Source organism: Vibrio sinensis (genome assembly GCF_003605645.1).
Classification (GTDB): Bacteria; Pseudomonadota; Gammaproteobacteria; order Enterobacterales; family Vibrionaceae; genus Vibrio; species Vibrio sinensis.
Map to the genome: position 1 here is coordinate 472197 of NZ_QVMU01000001.1, position 22441 is coordinate 494637.

The window sequence follows — 22441 nt, forward strand, 5'->3', positions numbered from 1 at the left end:
TTTTATATGGTGATATTATGTCCGTAAAGTGTCAGAAAATGTTCAAAATGGCGTGAAGTTGTGCCGAGTTATTCACCATTTTTATTGGCTCTATTAGCGGCAACGCGTACTGTGAATTTACTCGCTAGTGAGTGCAATTCAGGTAACATTCGGTAGATTAAATGCAGTTGTTGCAATACCATTCGTACCGAACTGTCTTCTTCATCTCGCCATTCTGTCAATCTTGTTTCGAGAGCAGGATCGTCAATGTCACTAGTATCGCATTCGTGGCACTGGTCGTTTAATTGTGCGAATAACACATCAAGATGATGATGGATAACACGATGCGTTTCGAGCACCAACAAATGGGTCTCTTCATCTTCAATTCTAGTCCGGTGCGCCCCTAGCGCGGAGATATAGCTCAGCAGAGCGTGGTTAAGCGTTAATAGTCTAAAGCTTTCATCCGTCGCTGAATGGTATTTCCCTGGCTCTACCAACATCGCACTGACTGCTGCCGTGAGATTGGCATCTTGGTTATGGGCACTACGACGTGCAATTCGATAACTTAGGTTATCTTTCTTGCCTAAACGGTATTGTCCTATGATTTGAGCTAAGTAATCTCTATTAGAACGAATCGCTTCCGCCATTACCTTGTGCAGGCGTTTGGATTGCCAATCGGGAAGAATAAATGAAACCGCGGCAACAGAGAGTAGGCAGCCAACAATAGTATCGATAAATCGAGGGAGAATAACCGCAAAACCCTCACCAAGCTGATTAAAACAAAACAGCACTAATAATGTGATAAAGCCCGTCGCGTAGCCATAATTAGCCAGTCTAAATACAAAAAATGCAACACCAGCAATGACGATAAATACCAATTGGCTTTCTGGTGACGGGAAGAAAGTCAGCAGGGGAATACCAACAAATAGCCCAACAAGAGTACCGGCAATTCGAGCAGCAATTTTTTGTTTGGTTGCACTGTAGTTGGGTTGGCAAACAAATAGGGTTGTTAGCAAAATCCAATAGCCGCGCTCAATATCTAACAACTGAATAAAAGCGTACCCTACAGTAAGGGCAACTGACATTCGGATGGCATGACGAAATAGCATCGAGTCTTTATTTAAGTTACTTTTAACTCGCAGCCACATCATCTTCAAACTGTGCGCATCGGTATCATCAAGCATCCCTTCTTCGAGACGATTAGTGTCCGGGTTATTAACATTATCAAGTTGCTTTTCGACAGTGGCTAAGTTGTTGAATAAATAACCGAGTTGCGATAGCAACGAACGCCAAGCTGGGTTGTTTTGTTGTTGAAGATTTTCAATTGAATTTTGCAATTCATCCAATGCGAGGATTGAGTCATTATTGTTTTGAAATGCTTTTCCTAAACGAATTGAATTGGCGATATCCCGACAGCTTTTTGCTTGGGACTCGAGAACGTATTTGAAACGAAATAAGACATCGTAACGGCCAAAGTGCTGCGCGAGTTCTTGGTAGCGATAGTGGCTTGAACTGGCTCGTTCATGAATATCTTGAGCAAGAAAATAAATGTTAAGGAAACGGTCACTTGCGCCATCCACATGTCCGCGTCGAGAACGGCTCAAGAGTGTCGCTTTACAAGCATTAAGAGCTGAAACGGTTGAAGCATTGAGTGTCGCTTCCTTGATGCGATAAGGTTGGGGAACAAGGTTCGAAACAGGATGGAACAGCTCACTTTTGGCGTCCAAATAGTTCGCGAGTTGAAGAAAAACATTCGCTAGACTTTGCTGAACTGGTTGCATTGGCCACAACATATGCCAGAACATCGATACGACGGAATACCAACTTGCCCCGGCTAATAACATCAACGGTTGATACCAAATATTCTGGCTTTCGTGTGCTCCAAGCATAGTGTAGATAGCAATAAGCAGGGAACCAAAGGCAATACTTGCGTATCGAGGGCCGATTGCACCTAGCATGATAAAGACGAATGTCGAAACGAAAAGGCCAAGAGCAAACCAAATCGGTTGGTTGAACAAAATTTCAATCGACAGCGCAGCAATACCAAAACAGATCAAAGTTAAGACTACCGATTTTAGTCGACCGGTAAAATTATCGTCACTTTCAGCGAGAGCAGCAGCAATAATACCTAGAATTAACGGAATAATTTGCGTATTCAGATCGTAGTGCCATGCTGGAATTACCACACCTAACAGCGTGACCAGAATAAGAAGGCTGTAATTGAAAGTTTTGTTTGCCCAGTACAGGCGTATTTGGCTGATAAATTGCACGTAACGTCACTTTTGGTTCGCGAATGAACACATATTATCAAAGTTCCTATGGTAAACTTCTGATGTAAATAAAGAAACACTCTCGTTTGCTGAATATTTAAACAATTGAAATGTTGACATTAATTTTTCATATTCATTTTTCAATACGCTATTATGGCGGCAATGCAAATTACAGGCTATTTAGAATGCAGCTAACTGCTAACAAGACTGCACAGTTTTTTATTCAACGTGAATACCATGATGTAAAACTCGATGGTGATCAAATCATCCTCAGTTCCGAATGTAGTGAAGAACGTATTCCTTTCAATATTTGGAATGGCAAAGTGACACTAAAACGTGGCCTATTTTGGGGAGGATTGCAATTTTTTGCTCATCCAGAAAATGGAGCACAAAAAGCATGGCTTGTTCAAGGTTTGCCTTGGGATCGCTGTCGTGATTTTGCGCGTTTTGCTGTTGCTAAATATCAGCAATGGCATGCTCACCAATGTAAGCAGTTGAACATTTATTTACCCCAATGGGAATTGGCTATGGATGCATTCCATCGCTCTCCTGCGTATTTAACACATTCAGACGTCTCATTGTGGCTAGAACAGCTTGGACAAGATTTTGCGCAAATGGAAATGTGCTTAGATGACGTAGTCCAAAGAATGCCAAAACGCATGAGTAAGATCACGCCTTGGATAAGTGATACAGAAAATACCTTACAAGAACGTAATCATGCTTGGATGGAAAATGAACTTGAAAATTGGAAAGTTCTTTTTTCTCAGATTGAATCGTCACCGCTGAACTTAAGTCAACAGAAAGCAGTGTTATTAAACGATGACAATAACCTTGTACTTGCAGGAGCCGGTTCTGGTAAAACCAGTGTTTTAACGGCGAGAGTGTCCTATTTACTCCAAAGTCATTTAGCTCAAGCTGAAGATATTTTAATGCTTGCCTTTGGCCGAGATGCCGCTGACGAGATGAAACAACGCCTACAGTCAAAAATAGGACTAAGTGCTGATGGTGTTAAAGTGAATACCTTTCACCAACTTGGTCTATCTATTCTTAAACACGTCGAAGGCGGATCCGTGACATTGTCACCAATTGCAATGGATGACAAACTTCGCCAAGGGTGGTGTATCGATTGGTTGAAAAAACATTGGATGACACCGACCAGTTTTAAACGTTGGCAAAAACATTTAGCAACATGGCCTATCGCTTATTTAGCGGGGGATGAAGAACTTGGCAGCCACGTTGAGAACCCGAAATTGATCGCCTGGCTTGATAAACAATTAATGCAACTATGCGCAATAGGTTGCACTAAAAAAGAGCTGCAGGAGAAATTACTCGATCACGCAGAATACACCCGATTGAATAGTGAATTGGCTCTGGTATGGCCATGTTATCAAGCTTGGCAGCAGATGTTGAAAGAGCAGGGGCATATTGATTTTAATATCATGATTACGCGTGCAACGCGCTATGTAGAAAAGGGGAAATTTACTTCGCCTTGGAAGTACATCATGATTGATGAATACCAAGATATCTCGCCACAACGCCTTGCTTTGATTGAAGCTCTCACTCAACAAAGCCGACATAAAAAATGCGTGTTATTTGCTGTGGGTGATGACTGGCAATCGATTTACCAATTCGCGGGTTCAGATGTTGATCTAACCACTGGGTTTAATCAACGTTTCCCTAATTCAACACTGCACTACCTCGATAAGACTTATCGATTTAACAATCAGTTGGGCGAAGTTGCGAATCGATTTATTCAACAAAACCCAAGTCAGTTACCTAAAACTCTTTCTAGCCATAAGGAACAGAAAGCGAAAGCAGTGACCTTGCTTGCGATGAATAATGTCGAAAAAATCCTCGATCAACTCAATCGAAAAGGTAGAGGGGACGTGTTATTACTTGGACGTAATCATTATCATAAACCGGATTTGTTGGTTGATTGGCAAAAACAATATACTCAATTAAATATCGAGTTTATGACTTGTCATGGAAGCAAAGGTAAAGAAGCCGATTACGTTATTATTTTGTCTGTGGATGAAAGCCAGTTTCCGTCGAAAGTGAAATCACTGCATATAGATGGGGCACTAACCCAATCCAATGATGCGTTTCCATATGCTGAAGAACGTCGATTATTTTATGTTGCGTTAACTCGTGCTAAGAAAAAGGTCTGGGTAGCATTTAACGGTAGCGGTTCGAGTTTTGTCAAAGAACTCGTGCAAGAAGATTATCCGGTAAACACCTAAGATCGAGATACTGAGAGTCAGTTCAGAGACTCAGATAACTCAGATAACTCAGCGTGATACCAATAAAAAAGCCTGCGAAAGCAGGCTTTTTACGTAATAAATTTGATTAAGTACGTTCGGCGATATAAGCATCGTAATCAGGAATTTCAACCACGACTTCTTGTTCAATCAAGTTTGATTCAAATAAGAACTTCGCTGTAGCGCGGTTGGTTGCGACAGGAATATTCCACACGCTTGCAATACGCAGTAATGCTTTCACATCAGGGTCATGGGGAACAGCGTTTAGCGGATCCCAGAAGAAAATCAACATATCCAGTTTGCCCTCAGAGATCAACGCACCAATTTGTTGGTCGCCACCCATAGGGCCACTGATCATACTTTTGATAGCAAGACCAGTCTCTTTACTCAGCATGGTTCCTGTTGTGCCAGTTGCATACAAAAAGTGACGCTGTAGCTTTTCTTTATTTTCCTTAACCCAGCGTAACAGCTCTGGCTTGCAATTATCATGAGCAACCAGGGCAACATGTTTATGTGCAGGCAGGGTACGAGTTGTCTTTTGCATTCATTCTTCCTAAATTTATTTGTTAGATACGTTAAATGTTGGGCGAAACTCCGACGGAGACAGGGAATCTGCGACAACCTGTTTATTGAGTTTATTCGGTGTCAGAGCCTCTATGATTGGTGCATCGTTACGTTCAAACGGTTTATTCTCTAAATAGTTAACCGCTTGCATGATAGAAAGTCTTCCTTGTTGAACCATTTTGTCTGTAGGGGCAAACTCAACTCGATTACGAAGTAAACCACGGTAGACACCATGACTAAGATAGGTTGAGATTAACCCGATCTTACCAGTCTTTCCAGAGGTACGTAATTCACTGATTGCAGCTTCAATTGCGACAGCACTACCGACGATATATTGGATGTTATCTTTATCAATTGCTTTTTGTACAAAGTTACGTTGTAGCTCTTTATCGTTATCAGCCCAATACGTATCAACGATACGAATATCGCTATCTTTTATCGCGGCAAGCAATCCTTTAATGACAGGTTTTGTGCCACCACTAGCTTTTGGACCCGGTAATAACACAATGTTGGTAATGCCTGAACCTTTTGGGTGTTTTTGCTTTAGATATTCGCCGGTGTAGTAACCCATCCAATACCAATCAACACCGACTTCGCCTTTGATTAGGCGTTCATTATCTTGGTCTACCCAAAGTTTATTCACTGTGGCGAAAACAGGAGTGCTTCCGACATAGTTTGATAAATTGTTGTAATACATATCGGGAGCGACAGTTCCAAGAATGATCGCATCGGCGTTCCAACGAGAGCATAACGAGAGTTGCTCTTTCTGTTTGTCTTTATTTGGGTAACCACCAGACTCTAGGACTCGTAACTCAACGTTTTCCTTTTTAGCCTCGTCTACCATGCCATAGTTAACTGAGAGCCAGTAAGAATCTTTGAGGTGAGGATAAATAGCGCAGATTCGGTGAGGCTCTTTGGCTAAAACTGATGTAGTGAAAGTGCCACTTAATAAGCTAAAAGCAGAAAGAAGCAATATTTTTTTAAGATAACTAGGACGCATGTGGTAATTCGATAGCATAAATAAGACAAACACTGCAAAATATACCGCATTATTCTGGAGTTAAGAAGCGATCATTTTTCATGTTATTAGCTAAAGCAAGCATTGGCCGTAAGCTACTTTTTGCATTTCTTGCTATGGCTTTGTTGGTATTAATGTCATCAGTCATCGGCGTGTTTGGTTTTTCATCGGTTGCTAAAACTGAGCGCAATGTAGTGAATTCTGCAATTCCATCGATGATAGAAGCCCGTCAAGTCGCCGAGTTAAGTTCACGCATCATATCTTCTGTTCAAACCCTCTCTAATGCGAGAACTGAACGAGAACGTCAGGCGTCGGGAAAAATGCTCTTTAGCCAACTAGAGAGCTTACTTAAACACATAAAAGAATTGGGGGCGGATAAGTTTGACTCCCTATTACTTTCTACATTGGAACAAAGTGTCCAGAAGATCATTGATACGCTTGCACAGTTAGGCATCATGGTCGAAAAGAAGCTCTTTTTCGCAGAAGATCTCAATGTTCGAGTCACAGATATGCGTACACTTGCTCAAGACCTTGAGCAACTGACTCGAACACAAGTTTCCAATACGAGCACCATTGCGGTGGCGAACGTAACACATATTTATGATTTGCTTGAAAAGAAGCAGACATTACAAGCGTATAAAGCGCTTGATACTCTAGTCGAGGTCGACCTCGATCTATCTGAGCGCCTACATGAACTTCATTTATTGTCTTTTAAAATGCTCAATTTGATTGAAGAAACTCGTACCGTTTCTAATGTCGCCAGAATCCACTCAATTCGAGCACAGTTTAAGGATAACCTTTCGATAATGAAGCGTCGTGTAAAAGCGGTGGAAGATCCCACTCGTTCAGTTCAGATGGCAGATTTGTTGGATAAATTAGACAAACGCGCTGTCGTTTTTGACGTTTTATTGCAGCGTTACGATAACGAACAAGAAATGCAGACCTTAATGGATCAGACGTTGAATCAGTTTTCGATGCTAAACAGTACCGTTAACCGTTTGGTTGATGATTCTAACTTATCCACTACGCGAGCTGTGGATGAGTTGAAAACAACGTTGAATTACGCCCAGTTGTCATTAACCATTATTACCGTGCTTGGTATGTTAATTGTGGTATTGATTGTTTGGCGCGTCGTTTATGTTTCCGTATTGAAACGTTTGAACGAATATTCGATGGCACTCTCATCAATAGCGCAAGGTCAGTTGAAAGTTGATATTACCGTTAAGGGAAATGATGAACTTGCCCATATGGGACAAGCCATTATTACAGCACGTAACACAGCGCATGCTCTAAAGGTAGTAGCGGAAAGCGAAGTTAAAGCGAAGCGTGAGTTGCAAGAACATAAAGAGCATTTAGAAGAGCTCATCACTGAGCGTACATATCAACTTCAACAAGCGAACCAACGGTTAAATAAAGAAGTAGCGAACCACGCGCAAGCGCGTCAACAAGCAGAGCAAGCGAGCAGAGCTAAATCAGCATTTCTTGCGACCATGAGTCACGAAATACGCACACCGATGAATGGTGTATTAGGTACGGCGAGATTACTTCAAGATGCCGGCCTTAATCGTCAACAAAGTTATTATGTTGATGTCATTAACCGAAGTGGTAAAACGTTATTAGCGATTCTAAATGACGTACTGGATTACTCTAAAATTGAAGCTGGGCATTTAGAGATCCGTCCCGTTGATTTCAACCTTTATGACATGGTGGATGATGTTCACCAACTACTAAAAGGCAGAGCACTTGAGAAGTCGCTCGATTTTAGTTGTTTTATTGAAAGTGATGTCGAGAAGTTTTGGTTGGGTGATGTGACGCGCATTAGTCAGGTACTGACTAATTTGGTCGGCAACGCGATTAAGTTTACGGATCAAGGACACGTTGATATTTACGTATCGCTCGATCCTATGACAGATAATCGCATCGTGTTTGAAGTCAATGATTCAGGCATGGGAATTTCCGCCCAAGAGCAAGAAAGTCTATTTGATGCGTTTAGTCAGGCCTCTGGTGGGCTAAGTGCCAAAGGTGGAACGGGGCTTGGTTTAGCGATCAGTAAACGTATCGTCGAAGCGATGGGTGGAGAGGTTGGTTTAGATTCAGTCGTAGGCGAGGGAAGTCACTTTTGGTTTGCTATTCCTTTGGAAATTGGTCAAGAAGTGATCGTCAAAGATGTCGTTATAAATAACAGCCTGTGCGCAAAAGTTCTGCTTGTCGAAGATAACCCGGTGAACTGCATGGTTGCAGAAGGATTCTTAACCAGTTGCGGACACCATGTAACCATAGCGGTTGATGGTAAGTCAGCGAGAGAGATATTTAACCAGGAACGATTTGACATCGCTCTACTCGATATCAATTTACCTGATTGTGATGGTTTGGAATTACGCCAAGCCTTACGAGAGATGGAACAAGAGATGCGCAGCGATGAGCCACCAACACCAATGGTTGCAGTGTCGGCACATGTCTACAATGAAGAAGTGGAAAGCTATCTAGCTTCTGGCTTTGATGGTTATCTACCGAAACCAATTGATAAAGACGCACTGTGTCATTTAATTGCAGATAGCTTAGAGGGTAAGCCTTTACAATTAAATCAGCCAACAGATAAACAGATAAAGACAGGACACAAAATGCTTATCGATGAAAATGTGATAAAAGAAGATATGCAGGTTCTTGGGAAAGAACGTATGGCCGGTATTGTGAAGTTATTTATTGATGGTTCAGATGAAATGATTTCACTGATTGAACAAGCAGTCAAAGAGAAAGATCCCACTCAAGTTAAGCAAATGGCACATAAGCTAAAAGGTTCCGCGGGTAGTTTGGGTTTGCATGCATTACTTGAACGTTGTGCTGTGGTTGAGGTCTCTTTACAGCCGATTGAAGAGTATTTAAATCAACGTAGTGAATTACTTGAAGTGTTAGAGCATTCAAAGCAAGCACTACTTAGCCACGTGGGATGATCTAATGACTTATATTGTCACACCTCGTTTGGTCATGAAGCAAATAACACCGTCAGATTGGCCACTGTTTCTTCGTTTGCATCAAGAGCCAGATGTGATTCGTTATGCTTTTGATCCGCCAACAGAGGAAGAGATCTTACAACGATTTCACTCTCGTTTACCCAACTGGACATGGGAATCTGATCATTGGCTTTGTTTGGGTATCTTTGAACAAGAATCGAATGTTCCCATTGGTGTCACAGGACTTTGTGTGACAGCAAGAAAGGAGGGTGAGATCGAGTTGGGTTACTTACTGTTACCTGAATTTCATGGTAAAGGAATAGGGACAGAATCGCTGCTGGCATTGCTTGATTATATTAAACAATCTTTGCCCGTAAAAAAAATAATCGCCATCGTGACAGATGGTAATCTTGCTTCAACTAAGGTACTAGAAAAGTCTGGATTTATACTCGCTGAGCGGGAAGTGAACGCCTATCAAATTGGCGGAATTGCCTATGATGATCTGATTTTTCACTACCAGTTTTGATAACGCACAACAACCGACAGCGTGATTAAACATTGTGCAGTGTAATACGTCACCATAACAACATGTCGGCTGAAACCAGAACTAGAACGAAATCGATCAAGGGCTAGAACAATATCAGAAATAATAAAGATAATAGCTCCGAACGCCCCGAGTGCTGCTGATTGAATGGGGTACGTAGCCCAATAATCAATGGCGCCCCATGCCATTAATAAAATAGCAAAAATATAAATCCCAACCGCAGATTTCATCTCACCCAGACTGGGTAACAACAGCAAATAAATGATAACGCCAATCGCGGCGAGTAAATAAAAAATCCAGTTAAGACCATCTACGTTTGAGATCGACAAGAAAGCGTATGCATAACTGAGGTGTGCACAAAAAAAACAGCTTAACCCGGCGATAAACTTGTCCTTGGGATGCATAAGGAAAAGATCACCGCACATCGATAGTAAAAGTCCTAATGCAATCCATACGGGGAATGTGTCATTCGGAGAAACGTGCGAGTACGCAATAAGTGATAAGAAAAAAATGGGGATAGGTTTAGAGAAATAGAATAACCAACGCGGCCCTCGGTCGATAGAGGCAATGTGTATCAAACTAAAGGTAATTATTGCTAGCCACATTTTCCGCTACTTCCCAAAAACGGCAGCACAATTGCTGCCGTGGAAAGACTACTTAGATGTTGATTATTAAGCAATAGCGAGGTTGAGAATATCTCGGCTATGAGCAATTGAAATCGCTTGATGCTCACCTAAATTCGTCATGCCATGTTTTTCCAACTGGCTGATGACTTTATCGATGGCAGCTTGCTTATCATCACCGTATTCAGTGAGTTTTGTTGGTACGTGAAGGCTGTGATAGAAGGCTTCGATAGCATCAATGGTTTTAAGCGCGAGATCATCACTTTGTGGCAGATTGAAGACATTACGCCCCATCTGTTCTAGTTTAGCTCGTTTGGTCTCGATCTGATTTCTCAATAGCGATGGTTGGATGATCGCCAGTGATCGCGCATGATCAACGCCCCATTGAGCAGTCAACTCGTGACCAAGCATATGTGTTGCCCAGTCATGTGGAACACCAGAACCAATTAGACCATTTAATGCTTGGTTTGCTGTCCACATAAGGTTTGCTCGCCACGCATCGTTATCACGGTTATCAAAGTTTGCTCCAAGCTCTTTCAAGTTACGAAGTAGCGCTTCAGCATATCCATCTTGTACCATTGCATCGTGAACGAACGTTAAGTACTGCTCACAAACATGTACCCAAGCATCGACCACACCATTTAGTAACTGCTTTTCAGGCAAAGACTTCATTACGTCCGGATCAAGTACAGCGAATTTAGGTTGTACAAATGGAGATAAAAACGCAAGTTTGTCATGAGTTTCTGCTTTGGTGATAACCGCGCCAGAGTTAGACTCAGACCCGGTTGCTGGTAATGTCAAAATAGCCGCAAGAGGCGTCGCAGATGTTACTTGATGAGCTCCGGTTAAGATATCCCATCCATCCCCATCGTAATGAGCTGAAGCTGCAACATATTTAGAACCGTCGATGACAGAACCACCTCCGACAGCCAGAATAAAATCGATGCCATGCTGTTTAACCAGTGCAACTGCTTTATCTAGTGTTTCTTTCGTAGGGTTGGCTTCAACACCTGAGAATTCCATCCATTCATGACTGGCTAATGCATCAGAAACTTGTTGATATATTCCGTTCGACTTGATCGAACCACCGCCGTAAATCATCAGCACTTTTGCATCAGCAGGGATAGCACTTGAAATGGCTTGGATTTGGCCTTGACCAAAAAATATTTGAGTCGGGTTAACGTAGGAGAATTTCATCGACATTGCTTTGTCTCTCTCTAAGGGAGTGAATTATAGTAAACCGTATATCTCAGTTTGCGCTTAGTAAGCAAAAAGAATGACACTTATGCCTAACTGATCTCGTGAGGTTTTTTAAACGAGACGGGCTAGGAGACCAGTTATTATAGGTACTGCAATTTGTACTTGGTGACAAGTCATTTTGGTCTTTCTTTTTAGCCTTAATGGTTCATCTATACTCGTATTACTTAACGGCATACCATAGATGAATAGAAATCATTCAATATTGGAATCATTGACTGACGCAAGAAAAGCACGAATTAAAAAAAGGGAAAGGATTCTTTTCACAATTACACTGTTTTCTTACTAATACACCCGCCATAATGATCTTAACATTACTCATTTACGTGATGTTTTCCCTATAGAAGATCTAGTCAATCTTCATCAATCCCAACGATCTAAACTATTTAGTCCGTTGGGATTTTCATTATGCTTACGCTCAATCGTGTATTAACAATGACAGATGAACATTGATTTAAACGTCAAACTGATAACTTTCGGGTATGACAACAATGCCTTTATCTGAGATATGAAAACGTTTTGCATCCTCAATTCGGTTTAAGCCTATTTGCGTATGAGGTGGAATTTGCACGTGTTTGTCTATGATGCAATTAACGAGTTGGCACCCTTCACCGACATCGACACCATCAAATAAGATGCTGTCGACGATGGTAGCGGAGTCGTGTATACGTACATTATTCGACACAACCGAATGTTGGACTGAACCTCCAGAATTGACCACACCATTAGCGACCAGAGAGTTGATAAAAATACCCTCATTACCCGTTGCTGATGACACGGTTCTCGCTGGTGGATATTGGACTTCGTATGTACGTACAGCCCAATCGGCTTGGTAGAGATTCATCGGTGGGATAGGCTCTAATAAGTCCATATTAGCCTGGTAGAATGAATCAATAGTCCCGACATCACGCCAATAGCAATCGCGCGCCACACGGCCTTTGTCACTGCAAAAGTCGTATGCATATACTGGGTGGGATTGAATCAATTTAGGAATAATGTCTTTACCGAAATCATGATCAGAGTCGCGGTTATCAGCATCTTCATTTAATATTTGAGTGAGCACATCAATGTTAAAAATATAGATCCCCATTGACGCTAAGCTTTTATCTGGATTACTTGGAATAGAAGCTGGATCTGTCGGTTTTTCGCTAAATTCGACAATACGCTGATCGGTTGTTGTAGTCATAACCCCGAACTCATGAGCATCTTCTCTTGGTACCGCCATGCATGCAATGGTGAGGGTAGCTTCATTGCGCTTATGTTCTTCAAGCATAGCGGCATAATCCATACGATAGACATGGTCTCCAGACAAAACGACGACATATTTGGCATCACTTCGAGTAAGGAGCCATAAATTATGATAAATCGCATCGGCAGTTCCCTCATACCACTTACCACCCCCACGCATTTGCGGAGGAACTACGGTAATAAACTCACCCAGTTCAGGGTTAAATATCGACCAACCGTCACGTAAGTGTTTTTGTAATGAGTGGGACTTATATTGTGTTAATACCAGTATTTGGCGTAAGCCAGAATGAAGGCAATTGGTCAGAGTAAAATCGATAATTCGATACTTACCTCCAAAAGGGACAGCAGGCTTGGCTCTATCATCGGTAAGAGGACTTAGCCTTGAACCCATTCCACCAGCGAGTATGACGGCGAGTGTATCTTGCATTTTTTCTCCCAAACTAGTCAGTCAGTCATTTCATTGAGACAATACAATGAAATGGAGTAGTTATCAGAGTAGTACAAGATTTGCGCCAGTTTGAAAGCTGCAAATTAGCTGGCGTTGCAGTTATCTAGAGTTAAATCTATGTCATGTTGTAGTGCAAAGACTTTGGTTGTTGCACTAAATTAAGGCAACGGGTGGGCTATACACAAGGTATGTACGCATAAATGACAATAAAAAAGGATGAGGTAGATATCCTCATCCTTGAAACGTGTTTTTAGCAATCAAAACGCTGCCGTTAATCAACAACGCAAATAAAACTAACTAAAATTGAACTTCGACTGGCATACCCTCAACCCAAACATGGTTGTCCAATTTTTCATCGAAACTCACTTTTACTTTTAAGAAAGCTTTAGCCCCCTCAAAAGGTTTAGTGAGCTGGCTAGGCAGTTTAGATGCGGTTTCTATCGCTAAAGAAACGGTACCATCCATACGTTTTCCGTTTGGGAAAATAATCGTAACTTTGGCGTTCTTTTCCGCTTTTGCAATGTATTTTGGCGCGAGATAAGTGATGACAAATGGCTGTTGATTAGTTGAAACGACCGCAAGTGTATCGCCTTTTTCAACACGTTGCCCAACCAAAGCAATCATTTCAACGAGGTACCCGTCGTAAGGAGAACGAATTGCTAAGGTATCAAATTTACTAAGCTTGGTGACTAATTGCTGATCTAATGAGCGCGTTAGTTGAGCGATATTACCAGCTGCGCGTCTTTGTTGATCTTCAATCTTGACATTTTCAAGCATGATTTGAGCTTGAAAAACGGCATTTTTAGCATCGCTATACAAGTTTAGTATTGCGGCGTAGTCGACCTGTGATACTTGTCCTTGCTTACGGTATTTTTCGTAATTTTGTTTGACCTGAGTTATTTGAGTCAAATTGTTCTGGGCACTTTCTATTGCAGATAAGTAAGAGGTTAAGTTCACTTGTTCTGAGTGATCCAGTGTTTCGTTAAGCTTTCTAAGTTCTGTTCTTAAAAAATGAATATCTTGATCAAGAACGCTATCGCTCATCTTGATTAAATCTTGTCCGGCAAATAGTGAAGCGCCGTCAGTGACATTAATACTGGCGACAACTCCATCTTGTGGCGCTGTCAATCTAACCGGATCTGAAGTAATAATACCTGGCGCCACTGTTAAGACATATTGTTGAAACAGGTAATACAGCATTAAGAGAATAGGGCTGATCACCAACGCTAAAATAGCGTACCAACGTAATTTATAGCCACCACGTTTGGCATTGCCATAAATGACCTTCATGCCATTGTCGACAGTAGGTTTCTTTTGTTTGTTTAAATGGAATTCTACTTTCATAATATTTAAAACCGTTTGCCTCGTTTCAATACCCACCACGGAGCCATGCTAGATTCCTCATGGCTTCGCCTTGTTACTTCATTGATCATGGAAAATGCAGTGACACACCGCATAAATAGCGCATAGAACGGATAGAATGGTAGCCAGATAGCCATTCTACTATCTTCTTTTGTGCGTTCAGACACCAAGCCCAAATAGACAATAAATGTCATCACAATAAAAAATAGGTATATGAAATATAAACAAGCCAATATACCCATGACTAATTGACTGGGAAGCGTCACAAAAAGATAAATGGAAAAAAGAGTCATTAACAATGGGAGTAATACGTTTTGGACTACACCATAAATCAAAGTGAAAATGAAATTTCCCCATCCAAGCAAACGAGGATTAAAGCCATCTTTGTGTTTTCTTAAAAAAAGAAATAAGAGGTCGCCATCCCACCTTAGTCTTTGCATCAGTAAAATCTTCAACGTGTCAGGTACATCGGTGTGACCGACGGCATGAGGGGTAAAGGCTAGTCGACTATTCGGGTATCGGCCTTTGTATTGCTTAAGTCGCATGGTTAAATCTAAATCTTCTGCGGTATGGGTATCCCAACCTCCCACTTGACGAATCACATGCTGACGAAAAGCACCAAATGCACCTGAGATATTATTGAGAACACCCCAGTTAGCCATGCCGGTTTTCCCCGTTTGCATAGATAGCATGTACTCGAGGGACTGCATTCGCGTTAAAAAATTACTATTCCAGTTACGCACGCGTAGAGCACCACCCGAAGCGAGAACATTTGGGTCCGAAAACTGTTGCGCCATATTGAGCGCCATGTCGTTATCGAAAGAGGTATCGCCATCTACGTTAATCACAATGTCGTGTTTTGCTTCGGATAACCCCGCATTTAACGTCGAAACGCGTCCTCCTCGTTGCCATTTAGGAATAACTTTAACCGTTCGCATTGGGTGACCAAAGTGGCGTTTGACGCCATTCAGTGCCGCTTGATAGGTATCTGTATTTTGCGCCGCACCATCAACGACAGCTAATATTTCAATATTGGCGGGGTAGATTTGTTCTACGAGGGTATCGATGGTTTGAGCAATTGCATCTCCCTCCCCATAGCAAGTAATGACAAAGCTAATCGTTGGGTAAATACAAGGTTCTTCATCATCACTATTTTGTTCAAGTGCCCAGCGAAATACACCAGTAAAGACCAGAATCAAAAGAGGCAACTCAATTAAGATAAGTAACGGAACAAACGCAAAAAGGAGCTCCCCGTTATACGTCACTGTTCCGACAATACTATAAACGATGTATAGGAAGTCACTCATCGGGGATAGCCTTTAAGTTGTCGAACAACCACTCTTGTGCATCGTCGGTTAAAGTCTTATCAGGTAGAGATAGAATACGCACGTTTAGTGTGATTAAATCGGTATCAATCTTCTGAGCAACATCGTTAATTTTATCTTTTAGTATTTCCAGAGATTCGATGGGAGTCATAGGCATCAATAAGAGAATCATGTCGGAATTGTATTGACAGCAAATATCAGTATTTCTCATTAGCTGATTAAATCCATTGGATATTTGATCGGCTAATTGAACAGCATTGTGCTCACCGGCTTGCTGCGAATAATCAGCAATACCAACAAGTTGAATTCCAAATAATAGGTGATTGAGTTCATGTCGGATCGCTAGCTTATTTGTCCAGACAAGGAGGTTGTAAAATGAACGATCATCAATTAAGCCATCTAGATTTAAATGATGGCTACCAGTACCACGGCCATACATCATCAAGGTTTTTACTTGTTCACTTGCTCGATACGTATTGATCTTACGCGTGATAAGTTCACTGATGTCATGAATAGAGCGGCAGGATAAACACTTTGCTCTCGCAATGGCCTCAGCGAAATGTAAGTTGCAGTCAGAGCATGTATAGTTTTCGAGTGGTCGGTCGTAATCAACCCCGATATGACGCAATTGTGTCAAACAAGTAGGGCACTCTAACTTACCACGGCGCATAAACTGGTCTTGTTTACCCACATGCCCACAAGTGAAGCAGTGCAGTGAAATGGTCTCTTCGATATCGGTACTTTTACACGATGGACAGGTCTCGGTATAGTTTTGATGACCACTTTGACAACTGGGACAAAACCTCACCTTATCTACGGTGTGACTCTTTGTTAAATACCCTTGTTTTTCTTCAATGTTTAGATAGTTGAAAGGAGTTTTGTCTTCGCCGAAATAGCAACGAACTAACGGATAGTAATAGAGTTCATTGTTACTGGTATCACAAAGCGCATCCAACTCTCTATCTTGTCCGAGCCATAACCACGCCAATAATTTATCGGCTGGATCGTCGGGGATTGATGTAAGTTTTGTGTTATGCAAACCTATAAGTTCACTGCGGCCTATATTCCACTTCCCATCAGATAAATATGGGCTTAAACGACTTTGGTGCTCCACAAAGATTAGCCAGTTCCAAGCAGATGAAGTGCTATGTATATACATCAACGCCTGATCTTGTTTGATTTCATCCAATGCAAGAATGCACACACTTGGTTTCTCAAATGTTAGATCTTCGATATTTTCAAGAAACACCGCATCATGATCAAACTGATCTTTGTTTGAATTGAAATTTTTACCAACCACATACATTTGATACTTATTCACAATGAGTGTCCTTTTGAAACTAAATGCATTTATATGTTTTGTATTGTTACAACATGTTTCACGTTGTATTCAACGGGGCGAGTATACCTGTACTCAACGTTTCAAATTTGAGAATAATTTATTGATTATTCTGAGAATTAAAGGTGAGTAGTGATATATGTTGTAGAAAGTGCCATTTTATTGCCGTTTAATTTACAAAGTAGCATCATAACGATAACTTGCTATAAATATTTACTTGGAATTATTTTCGCTGGTGGTGAAATTAGAGAAGGGATATACGGGCTTAAGCTGAAGCTTTTTGCGCAGTTTATGATGAGGTTGCGGTACTAGCCATAATGCTGACGTGTGTGTTTTGAAGTGGTATGTTTTTCAAACGGATATCGTTTTTAAGGAGCCCTGGTCTGAAAAGATAAAGGCTGAGTAATGTTTAGGTGGAAAAATGAGGTGAGAAACGCATTCAGACGCAAATCAAGACTGAATGCGTAAACGTGGTTAGTACTGGAAACGTACAGATAACGCGATTTGTGGGCCATATAGACCGGAATTACGTGTTTCTGCTGAGAGCGAAAGTTGCTGAGTAGAGTGGAAACGAAATCCTGCATTAAAAACAGAACGATCGCCGTTTTTGCCGCCACGAGTGGTAAATTCAAGTTGATCCGCTAACCAAACGCGCAGACCAATGTTCACTTCGGCTTGTGTTTCTGTATGACCGCCATCGATTTCAGGGTATTTAATATGATGAGCAAGCAACTCGCCGAACACGTCGATGAATTGATTGACTGGTCCATTAAACCCAATACCTGCGGCAAGATCGTAGTCTTTTTCGAATCGGCTATCGGCACGAGCAATCAAGTGTGTGTTTTCGGTCATTAACGTACTGAATTCAACACCAGAAATTTGCGGGTCCATTGCGGTTCGAAATTCGATGTAGTTATAGTTAAAGTTATTAGCAAATGCAGGCGTGGTTATGCCTACAGTAGCAAGCAAACCAACAAGGGAGCGTATTTTCAAAGTAAAAGTCCGAGTAAAAGAAGTTTTGATTCATCTAGTTAAGCAAAATCTAAGCCGCATGTTAATCATTATTCGATACGCCATCGAGTAAGTGGTTAAGAAAAGTACAATTCATGTAAAAGCCCAGCCTTTGACAGAAAAAGTCATCAGTAACCCTTAGAGGAATATACATTTTGTGAGACATTCTTCTAAAAGTGGCTATGATGGACTGAGAAAAATAGCATTTAATTTGAGTACATTATGCAGTCGACTTTAAAAGCACTCATGGTACAGGGAACGACCTCTGATGCCGGTAAGAGTGTATTAGTGGCGGGTCTGTGCCGCGTTTTAGCCCGAAAGGGGATCAATGTTGCCCCATTTAAGCCTCAGAACATGGCACTAAATAGCGCTGTGACCAAAGATGGAGGCGAAATCGGGCGAGCTCAAGCGGTTCAAGCTGCAGCGGCAAATGTTGAACCGACCGTACATATGAATCCCGTATTGCTTAAACCTAATAGCGATACCGGTGCACAAGTTATTCTACAAGGCCATGCTATTACCAATATGGAAGCGGCGGGCTATCATGACTATAAGAAAGTCGCGATGAACACTGTGATGGATTCATTTGGCCGTTTGCAAGATGAATATCAAAGTATAATGATTGAGGGGGCTGGTAGTCCGGCTGAAATCAATCTACGTGAAAATGATATTGCCAACATGGGCTTTGCTGAAGAAGCAGATGTACCTGTCATTATTATTGCAGATATTGACCGTGGTGGCGTATTTGCTCATCTATATGGAACCTTGGCCTTGCTTTCGCCGAGCGAGCAGGCGCGAGTGAAAGGTTTTGTTATTAACCGGTTTCGCGGTGATATAACACTACTTCAATCTGGCCTAGATTGGTTAGAAGAAAAAACAGGTAAGCCTGTCATTGGCGTATTGCCCTATTTACATGGTTTCGATTTAGAAGCAGAAGATGCGATAAACAACCAGCAAGTACGTGGCAATAGTAAGCTTAAAGTCGTCGTGCCAGTTTTTACTCGAATTAGTAATCATACTGATTTTGATGTATTGCGCCAAAACCCAGATATAGATCTTCGGTATGTCGGAAAAGGTGAGCGACTCGACCATGCGGATTTGATTATTCTTCCAGGGACTAAATCTGTTCGTGATGATCTTGCTTATTTACGAAGCCAAGGCTGGGAGGAGGACATCAAACGTCATTTGCGTCTGGGCGGTAAAGTTATCGGTATTTGTGGCGGCTACCAAATGTTAGGTCAGAGCATTTGTGATCCTCATGGCGTCGAGGGGCAAGCAGGAGAAAGCAAAGGGTTGTGTTTACTCAATCACGTAACAGAATTAACCCTGCATAAAGCGTTAACTCAAACGTCGGGAACCCTGACATTAGACGGCATTAGCGCAAGTGTTAAAGGATATGAAATCCATGTTGGTCGCTCACAGGTTGATGATGAGCAGCCGATTCGTTTAAATAACGGAGAAATGGATGGCGCAATCAGTTCATGTAATCAGATCTTTGGTACCTACCTACATGGTTTTTTTGATTCTTCAGAAGTTCTTTCTCTGGTTTGTCGTTGGGCAGGGGAAGAAGATATCGCTGTTATAGACCACGCACAAATCCAAGAAAATGCTATTAATCGGATTGCTGATGCGATTGAATCTCATTTAAATTTACCACTATTGTGGCCAGATCTTGAAACAATACAATCATGAATAAGTTCTTATTACTTCTCTTATCGACTTTAGCTTTTTTGAGCTCTACCGCTAATGCTGGCGACAATGTTAGGGTCTATGCTGCGAGTTCGCTGACCAATGTAATGAATGAGTTGATCAATCATTATCAACAGGCAACAAACGATAAAGTGATGGCAGTTTACGCTGGTTCATCCTCTTTAGCTCGTCAAATAGAAAATGGAGCTCCTGCGGATGTGTATATTTCCGCGAATGTCCGTTGGGTCCAATACCTTAAAGACAAGCAAATTATCGATGCGCAGCAAGTGACACCTTGGCTATATAATGAGTTGGTGCTGATTGCCCCGACTGACGGTAGTGAGTCATTTGATGTCTCCGATAAACAGGCATGGCTTTCTGCATTAGGGGATCGACGTTTAGCTGTTGCTCAACCCAATGCAGTACCTGCTGGTATTTACGCTCAACAATCTCTAGAAAATCTACAAGTATGGCCGGCGTTAATGATGAGACTGGCGCCAACAAGTAACGTCCGTGTTGCTCTGACGTTAGTTGAGCGAAATGAGGCTGCACTCGGAATTGTGTATAAAACGGATGCGCAATTGTCTGATAAAGTGAAGAGTATTTATCAGTTTTCATCGCAAAGTCATGACCCGATAATGTATCCCATTGCTTCTTTGAATTCGAAGCCATCGGTACAGAGCTTTGTTCAATTTCTACAAAGTGATGATGCAAAAAATATTGTACAAAAATATGGATTTATTCAACCGTAATGCCAATTTTAACTGAATACGAATACCAAGCCTTGTTGCTGAGCCTTAAAGTCGCGAGTTATACGATCCTGTGGCTTATTCCCATTGGTATATTTTTCGCTTGGGTCCTTGCTCGCACCCAGTTTGTTGGTAAAAGTGTGTTAGAAAGCCTTATCCATCTTCCATTGGTACTGCCACCTGTAGTCATTGGTTATTTATTACTAATTTCAATGGGGAGACAAGGTTTTATAGGCCACTGGTTGTACGAACAGTTCGGTATTCTATTTTCGTTTAATTGGAAAGGCGCTGTCTTGGCCTGTATTGTGGTAGCGTTGCCTTTGATGGTGCGAGCTATTCATCTCAGCTTGCAAAACGTTGATCCTAAGTTAGAGCAGGCGGCAGCGACGCTTGGCGCGTCTTCATTTCGAATTTTTGTCACCATTACATTACCGCTGACTATCCCGGGAATCATTACTGGTACCATGCTTTCCTTTGCTCGTAGCCTTGGCGAATTTGGTGCCACTATTAGCTTTGTCTCTAATATACCTGGAGAAACTCAAACCATCCCTTTAGCGATGTACACGTTTATTGAAACGCCTGGCGCAGAAAATGAAGCAATGCGCTTGTGTATCGTTTCGATTGCTATCGCATTAGCATCATTAATGGCATCAGAATGGCTCACTCGCCGCTGTTCAGTAAGATTGGGAGCGGTTAAATGAGTAAGCTCACGATTGAATACCAACAAACGCTAGGTGACAACCAGTTCGATATTAACGTCACACTACCGAGTAAAGGTATTAGTGCTATTTTTGGTCGCTCTGGCGCGGGGAAAACCTCGCTCATTAACGTTGTATCCGGGCTTTCGACGCCAGATATTGGCGAAGTGGTGATTAACGGACGTTGTTTATTCAGTTCTAAACAGCGTATTAACATTCCGGTACACAAACGGAAAGTTGGCTATGTTTTTCAAGAGTCACGCTTATTTCCTCACTACCGTGTTAAAGGTAATTTACTGTATGGCGTGTCCGATTTTGATCAAAATGAGTTCGATAAGATTGTCGCGCTTCTAGAGTTAGAACCATTACTGAATCGTTTTCCAATCCAGCTTTCTGGAGGCGAGAAACAGCGTGTTGCTATAGGCAGAGCGTTACTCTCACAACCGGATATTTTATTGATGGATGAACCTTTGGCATCATTAGATTTGCCACGGAAAAGGGAAGTGATGCCATTTTTAGAGCACCTAGCAAAAACCGTCGAAATTCCGATTTTGTATGTTTCTCATAGTTTAAATGAGGTATTACGTCTAGCAGAGCATCTTGTTGTGATTGAAAATGGACGAGTCGCTATATCCGGCCCAGTCGAGAAAGTGTGGTCCTCGCCAGAGTTACGACCTTGGCAGGCTTTCTCTGAACAAAGCTCTCTCTTTGAAGCTCGCTTACTTAGCCATAACCACGAGTATGCCTTAAGTTGCGTCCAATTGGCGCCTGAAGCTGTTTTATGGGTGCAAAAGGTAGATGTCCCCCTAGATGCGCATGTCCGTTTACAAGTAAGGGCCAATGACGTCTCTATTGCGCTGGATAAACCTGAGCGTAGTTCTGTTCGTAACATATTGCTTGCTCGGATTGAATCATTGGAAACCATGACTCATGGCGATGCTCGTCAAAGTGTCTCTGTGAAACTTTGCCTAGCTAAAGGATGTTATCTATGGGCAACGATTACCGTATGGGCGAAAGATGACTTACAACTAGAAGTCGGTATGCAGGTCTACGCACAGATAAAAGGCGTGAGTGTTACACAGCGTGATATCGCTTTATCTCATTAACG

Annotated in this window: 17 protein-coding genes; 7 read left to right on the forward strand and 10 right to left on the reverse strand. The window is 41.8% G+C overall.

Going from position 1 to position 22441, the window contains the following annotated elements; all coding sequences use genetic code 11:
• Positions 1 to 68: 68 nt before the first annotated feature.
• Positions 69 to 2249 carry a YccS family putative transporter gene (yccS, locus tag DZ860_RS01925; protein WP_120029220.1) on the reverse strand — a complete coding sequence of 727 codons (2181 nt, stop codon included), beginning with the start codon at positions 2247 to 2249 and terminating at the stop codon, positions 69 to 71.
• A 185-nt stretch (positions 2250 to 2434) separates the two neighbouring features.
• On the opposite strand from yccS, the gene helD reads away from it, so the two are divergent.
• A complete protein-coding gene (helD, locus tag DZ860_RS01930; protein WP_120029221.1) occupies positions 2435 to 4489 on the forward strand; it encodes a DNA helicase IV in 2055 nt (684 codons plus the stop codon).
• 106 nt (positions 4490 to 4595) lie between these two features.
• Here helD and DZ860_RS24605 read toward each other — a convergent pair whose 3' ends face one another.
• On the reverse strand, positions 4596 to 5051 hold the full coding sequence (locus tag DZ860_RS24605) for a methylglyoxal synthase (RefSeq protein ID WP_207890578.1): 456 nt from the start codon (positions 5049 to 5051) through the stop codon (positions 4596 to 4598).
• 15 nt (positions 5052 to 5066) lie between these two features.
• Positions 5067 to 6089, reverse strand: a complete 1023-nt coding sequence (torT, locus tag DZ860_RS01935) for a TMAO reductase system periplasmic protein TorT (protein ID WP_207890593.1) — start codon at positions 6087 to 6089, stop codon at positions 5067 to 5069.
• A gap of 62 nt (positions 6090 to 6151) precedes the next feature.
• Here torT and torS point away from each other — a divergent pair, with 62 nt between their 5' ends.
• Together torS and DZ860_RS01945 are read left to right on the forward strand one after the other, a co-directional pair.
• A complete protein-coding gene (gene torS / locus DZ860_RS01940; protein WP_120029222.1) occupies positions 6152 to 9040 on the forward strand; it encodes a TMAO reductase system sensor histidine kinase/response regulator TorS in 2889 nt (962 codons plus the stop codon).
• Positions 9041 to 9044: 4 nt separating this feature from the next.
• Positions 9045 to 9566, forward strand: a complete 522-nt coding sequence (locus DZ860_RS01945; protein WP_120029223.1) for a GNAT family N-acetyltransferase — start codon at positions 9045 to 9047, stop codon at positions 9564 to 9566.
• Here the strand turns inward: DZ860_RS01945 and DZ860_RS01950 are convergent.
• The 7 genes from DZ860_RS01950 to DZ860_RS01980 form a co-directional block, all read right to left on the reverse strand.
• Positions 9554 to 10189 (reverse strand): lysoplasmalogenase, encoded by a 636-nt coding sequence (locus DZ860_RS01950; RefSeq protein WP_120029224.1) that lies wholly within the window; start codon positions 10187 to 10189, stop codon positions 9554 to 9556. The genes DZ860_RS01945 and DZ860_RS01950 overlap by 13 nt on opposite strands.
• Before the next feature lie 66 nt (positions 10190 to 10255).
• On the reverse strand, positions 10256 to 11404 hold the full coding sequence (locus tag DZ860_RS01955; protein WP_120029534.1) for an iron-containing alcohol dehydrogenase: 1149 nt from the start codon (positions 11402 to 11404) through the stop codon (positions 10256 to 10258).
• A 514-nt stretch (positions 11405 to 11918) separates the two neighbouring features.
• Complete coding sequence (gene glgC, locus DZ860_RS01960; protein WP_120029225.1) at positions 11919 to 13139, reverse strand: glucose-1-phosphate adenylyltransferase; 1221 nt, start codon at positions 13137 to 13139, stop codon at positions 11919 to 11921.
• A gap of 318 nt (positions 13140 to 13457) precedes the next feature.
• Positions 13458 to 14504, reverse strand: coding sequence for an HlyD family secretion protein (locus DZ860_RS01965; protein WP_120029535.1), 1047 nt, complete (start codon positions 14502 to 14504; stop codon positions 13458 to 13460).
• Positions 14505 to 14509: 5 nt separating this feature from the next.
• A complete protein-coding gene (locus DZ860_RS01970; protein WP_120029226.1) occupies positions 14510 to 15829 on the reverse strand; it encodes a glycosyltransferase family 2 protein in 1320 nt (439 codons plus the stop codon).
• Positions 15822 to 17168 (reverse strand): TackOD1 domain-containing metal-binding protein, encoded by a 1347-nt coding sequence (locus DZ860_RS01975; protein ID WP_243641787.1) that lies wholly within the window; start codon positions 17166 to 17168, stop codon positions 15822 to 15824. The genes DZ860_RS01970 and DZ860_RS01975 overlap by 8 nt, the downstream gene beginning before the upstream one ends.
• 492 nt (positions 17169 to 17660) lie before the next feature.
• On the reverse strand, positions 17661 to 18179 hold the full coding sequence (locus DZ860_RS01980; RefSeq protein WP_120029228.1) for a hypothetical protein: 519 nt from the start codon (positions 18177 to 18179) through the stop codon (positions 17661 to 17663).
• 240 nt (positions 18180 to 18419) lie between these two features.
• Between DZ860_RS01980 and DZ860_RS01985 the strand changes: the two genes are divergently transcribed.
• From DZ860_RS01985 to modC, 4 genes are read left to right on the forward strand one after another with little or no spacing between them, the layout of a single operon-like run.
• The gene (locus DZ860_RS01985) at positions 18420 to 19889 is read left to right on the forward strand and encodes a cobyric acid synthase (protein ID WP_120029229.1); all 1470 of its coding nucleotides are present in this window, start codon (positions 18420 to 18422) and stop codon (positions 19887 to 19889) included.
• The gene (gene modA, locus DZ860_RS01990; protein WP_120029230.1) at positions 19886 to 20638 is read left to right on the forward strand and encodes a molybdate ABC transporter substrate-binding protein; all 753 of its coding nucleotides are present in this window, start codon (positions 19886 to 19888) and stop codon (positions 20636 to 20638) included. Before DZ860_RS01985 ends, modA begins: the two co-directional genes overlap by 4 nt.
• The gene (gene modB, locus DZ860_RS01995; RefSeq protein WP_120029231.1) at positions 20638 to 21336 is read left to right on the forward strand and encodes a molybdate ABC transporter permease subunit; all 699 of its coding nucleotides are present in this window, start codon (positions 20638 to 20640) and stop codon (positions 21334 to 21336) included. Before modA ends, modB begins: the two co-directional genes overlap by 1 nt.
• A complete protein-coding gene (gene modC / locus DZ860_RS02000; RefSeq protein WP_120029232.1) occupies positions 21333 to 22439 on the forward strand; it encodes a molybdenum ABC transporter ATP-binding protein ModC in 1107 nt (368 codons plus the stop codon). Before modB ends, modC begins: the two co-directional genes overlap by 4 nt.
• The last annotated feature ends 2 nt before the right edge of the window (positions 22440 to 22441 follow it).